Source organism: Isoptericola sp. NPDC060257 (assembly GCF_042726645.1).
Taxonomy (GTDB): domain Bacteria; phylum Actinomycetota; class Actinomycetes; order Actinomycetales; family Cellulomonadaceae; genus Isoptericola; species Isoptericola nanjingensis.
In genome coordinates this window covers 1-5,410 of sequence record NZ_JBHXAW010000294.1, presented here as the reverse complement: position 1 = coordinate 5,410, position 5,410 = coordinate 1, and the positions used below count along the sequence as shown (strand labels likewise).

Here is a 5,410-nt window from a genome sequence, read left to right as displayed (position 1 = left end):
CAACTACAATACTAAAATAGACAGGGCCCTAGCGTTAGGATAATAAAACAACGATCGTCATGTCGAAGACGAAGGAGCGCAGCGAGCCCTCGAGGGACTCCTTGATGATCTCGGTGAGCATCTCCTGCTGGGACAGGAAGCGCTGCGCCGCGCGGCGCACGCCCTCGTCGTCGCCCCGCACCTTGAAGTTGATCGACGCCTTGATCGCGATCTTGATGCGGTTCTTGTCGACGCCCTCGACGGTGATGCCGATCTGCCGCTGCTCGAGCGAGATCGCGAAGCCCTGCTGCAGGATCGGCCAGACGAACGTGCGTCCGCCGATGACGACGCGCTGGCTCTGGGCGGCCGTCTCCTTCTTGCCGGCACCGCGGCCGACGATGACGAGGGCCTGGTTCGGCGGGACCCGGCGGATGCGCTGGGCGACGAAGATGCCCACCGCGAGGAACGCCACGACGAGCGCGAGCACCGCGATCGTGGTGATGAAGCTGCTGTCGGTCGAGTCGAACATGGTGCGCGCCGGAGCGCGTCTCCTTCCGGTCGTGGGGAGGGGTCAGCGGACCTGCGGGCCGGGGACCCCGACACGCACGGTGGAGCCGGAGTGCTCGAGCACCACGACGCGGGACCCGGCCGCGATGGGCTCGTCGGAGCGGGCCAGGCGACGCTCGAGCTCGCTCGGGACGTCGAGGGAGACCTCGCCCGAGGTCGCCGTCACGTCCGTCGTCGCCGTGCCGTGCGCGCCCACGAGCGAGACGGCGACGCCGTCGTCGCTCGCCGCGAGCCGCCGCACCAGCACCTGCGCGAGGACGACGGCCAGGAGGCCGACGACCGCGGAGGCCACGTACGCGATCCACGTCGCGAGGTCGTTCGCGACGACGATCGCGCCCACCGCACCGAAGACGACCGCGCCGACCCCGAGCGACGTGCCCGACAGCGCCCCGTCGCCGAGGTCGACCAGCTCGCCGACGAGGAGCGACACGAGCAGCAGGACCATCCCTGCGGCGCCGATGAGAACGAAGACGAGCACGGGTGGCCTCCCCGAGTGGCGAGTGATGAAGATGTGACGGTCCTGTGACGGCGACGACACCCTAGCGAACTCTGGACGGTTCCTGGAAAGCCTGTCCACAGTGCCCTTCCCAGGCCGTCCAGGTGCCGTCGTCGCAGGTCTGCGTGATGCTCGGAGCATGCCTCTCGTGCCGAGCAAGGACCCCCAGCTCGTGCTCCTGCGCCACGGCGAGACGGAGTGGAGCGTGAGCGGCCAGCACACCGGCCGCACCGACATCGCGCTCACTCCCGCCGGCGAGGAGCAGGCCCGCACCGCGGGGCGAGCCGTCGAGGGGATCGAGTTCTCCGCCGTCTACACGTCGCCGCTCGAGCGCGCCCGCCGCACGGCCGCGCTCGCCGGCCACCCGGACGCCGTCGTCGACCCGGACCTCGCCGAGTGGGACTACGGGCCCGTGGACGGGCGCACCAGCGCCGACGTCGGCGACCTCCTCGGCCACCCGTTCCAGATCTTCGACGACGGCGTGCGCGTGCTGCCACCCGACCCGGAGCACGGCGACGGGCGCCCCGGCGAGCTGCTGGAGGACGTCGCGGCGCGCGCCCGGCGCTTCGTGGAGCGCGCCGACGCGACCCTGCAGGACGGCGGGAACGTGCTCGCCGTGGCCCACGGCCACCTGCTGCGCGTGCTCGCCACCGCCTGGCTCGGCATCGACCCGCGGTTCGGGTCGCGGCTCGAGCTCGGCACCGCCGCGATCTGCCAGCTCGGGTACGGCCACGACCTGCGCACCATCGAGGGCTGGAACCTCCCGCCGCACGTGTGAGCGGCTCTGCCGAGCCCTGAGCAGGGCCTCCGCACCCTGTCAGCCGTCTGGCACGATGTGCGCCATGGCGCTGAACGACGACGACCTCATCGACGGCGAGCGCGTGGTCATGGACCTGCACGAGCACGCGAAGGCCGTGGTGTGGCCCTTCCTGCTGCTGCTCGTGCTGCTCGTCGCCGCGGCGTTCTCGTTCGTCGTCCCGATGGACGACGTCGTCCGCTGGATCGTGCTCGGCCTGCTGCTCGTCGTCGCCGTCGTGTGGGTGCTCGTGCCGTGGCTCAAGTGGCGCACCACCTCGTGGACCGTCACCACCAGGCGCATCGCCATGCGCTCCGGCATCGTCACCCGAGTCGGGCGCGACATCCCGCTCTACCGCATCAACGACGTCGCGCTCGAGAAGGACCTCCTGGACCGGCTGCTCGGTTGCGGCACCCTGCAGGTCTCCGACGCCACCGAGAAGGCGGGCATGGTGCTGCGCGACGTCCCGCGCGTCGAGCGCGTGCAGGTGCAGCTGCAGGAGCTGCTGCACGGCGCCGACGACGGCTCGGACGACGGCGAGTGGCCGCCGATCGAGCCGCCGCGCGGACGTCGTCGCTGAGCCTCCCCGGCTCCGTCAGGCCTGGCCCTTCGGCAGGGGCAGCGGCTCCATCCACTGGTCGTCGGCCGTGAGGTCGATGCCGAACTCGGACGCGAACCGCATCGTCGTGTCCACGAGGACGCCGTCGACCGACTCGTCGAGGCGGTAGACGCGGGCGCCCCGCAGGCGGTTGCGCTCCGCGCCGCTCAGCCCGTACGTGCCGAACCCGGTGTTGCCGGCGTAGCCCAGCAGCACTCCGTAGTAGCTGCCCGAGTACGTGTTGACGTGGTCGTGGCCGCAGAAGATGCCCTTGACGTCGCCGCGGTGCCGCACCGCCGAGAAGAGCCCGGAGTTGAACGGGCCGGGGCACTCCTCCTCGTTGCGCTCCCCCACGATCTGGTGGCGCGCGGCGCCGCGCTCGTGGTCCGCGGCGGTGCGGCCGTCGACGGAGCCGAACCACATGAACCGGTACTCCCACAGCGGGATGTGGATGAACATCAGCGACGGGATGGCGCGGCGGTACCGCTTCTCCAGCTCGACCGACGTGCGGTAGTACCAGTCCACCTGGTCCATGCGCACCCAGTCCCACGTCGGGTAGCCCGTGAAGTCCTGCCCGTCGATCGTGCCCGGCGCGTAACGACCCGAGTCGAGCAGCCACACGTTGAACGCCGGCTTCCCGTTCGTGCCGTCGATCAGCAGGTGCGAGTTGCCCTGACCGGTCACGCCCTTCGCCGTCGGGCCGTTCACGTTGTGGCGGTACGACCGGTAGAACGCGAGCATCTGCGCCTCGTCCACCCCGCTGCTGGGCGTCGAGTCCTCGTCGTGGTTGCCGAACGTGATCGCCCAGGGGATCTGCCGCTCCTCCATCGGCTGGGCGACGTTGTTCATCGCCTGCCGCATCTCCAGCGGGGTGTCGCAGCCACCCGTGATGTTGTCGCCGTTGAGGATCACCAGGTCCGGCCGCTCGTCGTCCAGCACCGCACGCATGAGCTCCAGCGTGCGGCGGTCGATCTTCTCGTCGTCCTGCGTGTCGTTGAACTGCACGATCGTGTACGTGCCGTCCTTGCGGAAGCGCAGCCGGGGGCCACGTGCGGCCCCCGGGGACGCGGCCGCCGACGGCGCCGCCACGGCCGCCCCCGCCACGGCCGTGCCTGCCGCGCCCAGCCCGGTCAGGGTCATGAACGTGCGGCGGCCGAGCCCGTCCCGCTCGGCGTCGGGCCGATCGGGGGTGAGCCGGTCAGCGGCGGGCTGGTCAGTGGGGCGGGGCACGTCGACGTGCTCGTTCCGGTTCTCGGTCATGCCCCGGAACGTAGGAGGCCCAGGCGGCGCCGGATCCACCGGACGATGAACCTCCCGTGCACACGCGCCGAACAGCACGGGCCGCGGCCGGAAGGACCGGCCGTCAGAAGGGCGGCATGCCGTCCCGGTCGAGGCAAGGCCGGTCGGAGCGTGGCCGGGCCGCGACCCGCGGGTCCTGCGGCACCGGGTCACGGGAGAACCGGTGCCCGGTGGGCGCGATCCAGGTGGTGCGGCCGCCGTCGGGGTCCCGCGCGACCTGCCAGCCCCCGACCGTCTTGGCCCGGTGGTGGGTGCGGCACAGGGCGTGCAGGTTGCCGCCGTGGGTCTGCAGGGCGGCCGACGCGGGGTCGTACGGGTCGACGTGGTCGAGGTCGGACGTCGCGGCGGGCACCCGGCAGCCGGGGAACGTGCACGTGACGTCCCGGGCGACGACGGCCGCGCGGAGGGCCGCGCTCGGGCGGTAGGAGCGGGAGGACACGTCCGTCAGCACGCCGCTCGCCGGGTCCGTGAACACCCGCTGCCAGACGGCGTCCGGGTCGGACGCGAGCGCCCGCGCCATCGCCGCCGGGATCGGCCCGTGCCCCGCGAGGATCGCGGGCAGGTCGTCCGAGCCGAGCAGGGTCGACGCCGCCACCGTCACCCGGATGCCCGCCCCCGGGTGCGAGCGCCGCGGGGACGACGGCACGCCCACGTCGCCACGCGGCGGGGAGCCGCCGAGTGCGAGCCCTCCGGCGGCGGCCGGCCCGGTCACATCCTCTCGGGACGCGAACCCGCCGGTGACGAGACCGCCGGTGACGAGGGCGGTGAGTGCGTCGGCGCGGCACTCGTCGAGCCGACGCGCCTCCCCCGGCGCACGGCGCATCGCGATCCCGGCGTCGTCGATGGCGGCGAACGCGCGGGCGGCGTCGTCCGCGGGCAGGGAGGCGGTGAGGTAGGCCATCGCGTCGTCGGCCGGCTCGAGCCGGACGAACCGCTCGGCGCGCGCGGCGCCGTACCGCGCCTCGGTGCCGTCCGGGTCTGCCTCGATCTCCGCCCGCCGCATGCGCGCGCGGATCTGCGGCGCGGTGAGGTGCTCGGCGTCGGGCAGCACCCCGGCGACGACCTCGCGACGGAGGTCGTCGGGCAGCCGGCCCGCGTCGATCAGGGCCTCCGCCTTGGGGCGGTCGACGACGCCCGCCGCGAGCGCGTCCGCCACCTCGGGCAGGCGAGCGGTCCCGTGCGCCACCGTGACGAGCTGCGCCGCCGCACGCCGGGTCAGCCCGAGGCGCGCCGCGACGGCGTCCGCCACGAACTCGTGCCGTGACGTCCCGCGCGTGCGCTCCAGCATCTCGGCCAGGACGCGCGCCGATCCCGCCTGCGCCCACGCGGCGACCCGCTCCCAGGCGGCCAGCACCTCGAGGATCGTGAAGTCGTCCAGCTCCGCCTCGTCCAGCGACGCCAGCGTGCCGGCCAGGTCCGGGCCCGCGGCCGCGTCGTCCAGCGCGGCGAGCAGCGGGCGCCCGTCGCCAGGGCCGGGAGCGCCGCCGACGAGCTCCCTGCCGACGAGCGTCCTCCCGTCGAGCACCGCAGGATCAATCGACAGGTGCAGGTCGGTGGCCCGGCCGACGACGGCATCACGGGGCTCACCCGGCACACGGTCGGCGACGTCGTCGGAGAGCAGCCCGGCGAGCGCGCGTTCGAGGACCGTCGCGCGCACCGCCGTGACGTGCGGCTG

Annotated in this window: 5 protein-coding genes and 1 pseudogene; 2 read left to right on the top strand and 4 right to left on the bottom strand. The window is 73.2% G+C overall.

Annotated elements, in window-relative coordinates:
* Positions 1-37: 37 nt before the first annotated feature.
* Together ACFWEK_RS18435 and ACFWEK_RS18430 are read right to left on the bottom strand one after the other, a co-directional pair.
* Positions 38-508: pseudogene (locus ACFWEK_RS18435) on the bottom strand (SPFH domain-containing protein); the annotation flags it as partial.
* Positions 509-550: 42 nt separating this feature from the next.
* On the bottom strand, positions 551-1,024 hold the full coding sequence (locus ACFWEK_RS18430) for an NfeD family protein (protein ID WP_430554975.1): 474 nt from the start codon (positions 1,022-1,024) through the stop codon (positions 551-553).
* Positions 1,025-1,181: 157 nt separating this feature from the next.
* Between ACFWEK_RS18430 and ACFWEK_RS18425 the strand changes: the two genes are divergently transcribed.
* Positions 1,182-1,820 (top strand): histidine phosphatase family protein, encoded by a 639-nt coding sequence (locus ACFWEK_RS18425; RefSeq protein ID WP_430554974.1) that lies wholly within the window; start codon positions 1,182-1,184, stop codon positions 1,818-1,820.
* Positions 1,821-1,884: 64 nt separating this feature from the next.
* Positions 1,885-2,418, top strand: a complete 534-nt coding sequence (locus ACFWEK_RS18420; protein ID WP_430554973.1) for a PH domain-containing protein — start codon at positions 1,885-1,887, stop codon at positions 2,416-2,418.
* Between the two features lie 15 nt (positions 2,419-2,433).
* On the opposite strand, the gene ACFWEK_RS18415 is transcribed toward ACFWEK_RS18420, so the two are convergent.
* Positions 2,434-3,696, bottom strand: coding sequence for a metallophosphoesterase family protein (locus tag ACFWEK_RS18415; RefSeq protein WP_430554972.1), 1,263 nt, complete (start codon positions 3,694-3,696; stop codon positions 2,434-2,436).
* A gap of 103 nt (positions 3,697-3,799) precedes the next feature.
* Positions 3,800-5,410 (bottom strand): DUF222 domain-containing protein (locus ACFWEK_RS18410; protein ID WP_430554971.1); only part of this gene is annotated, 1,611 nt, incomplete at its 5' end.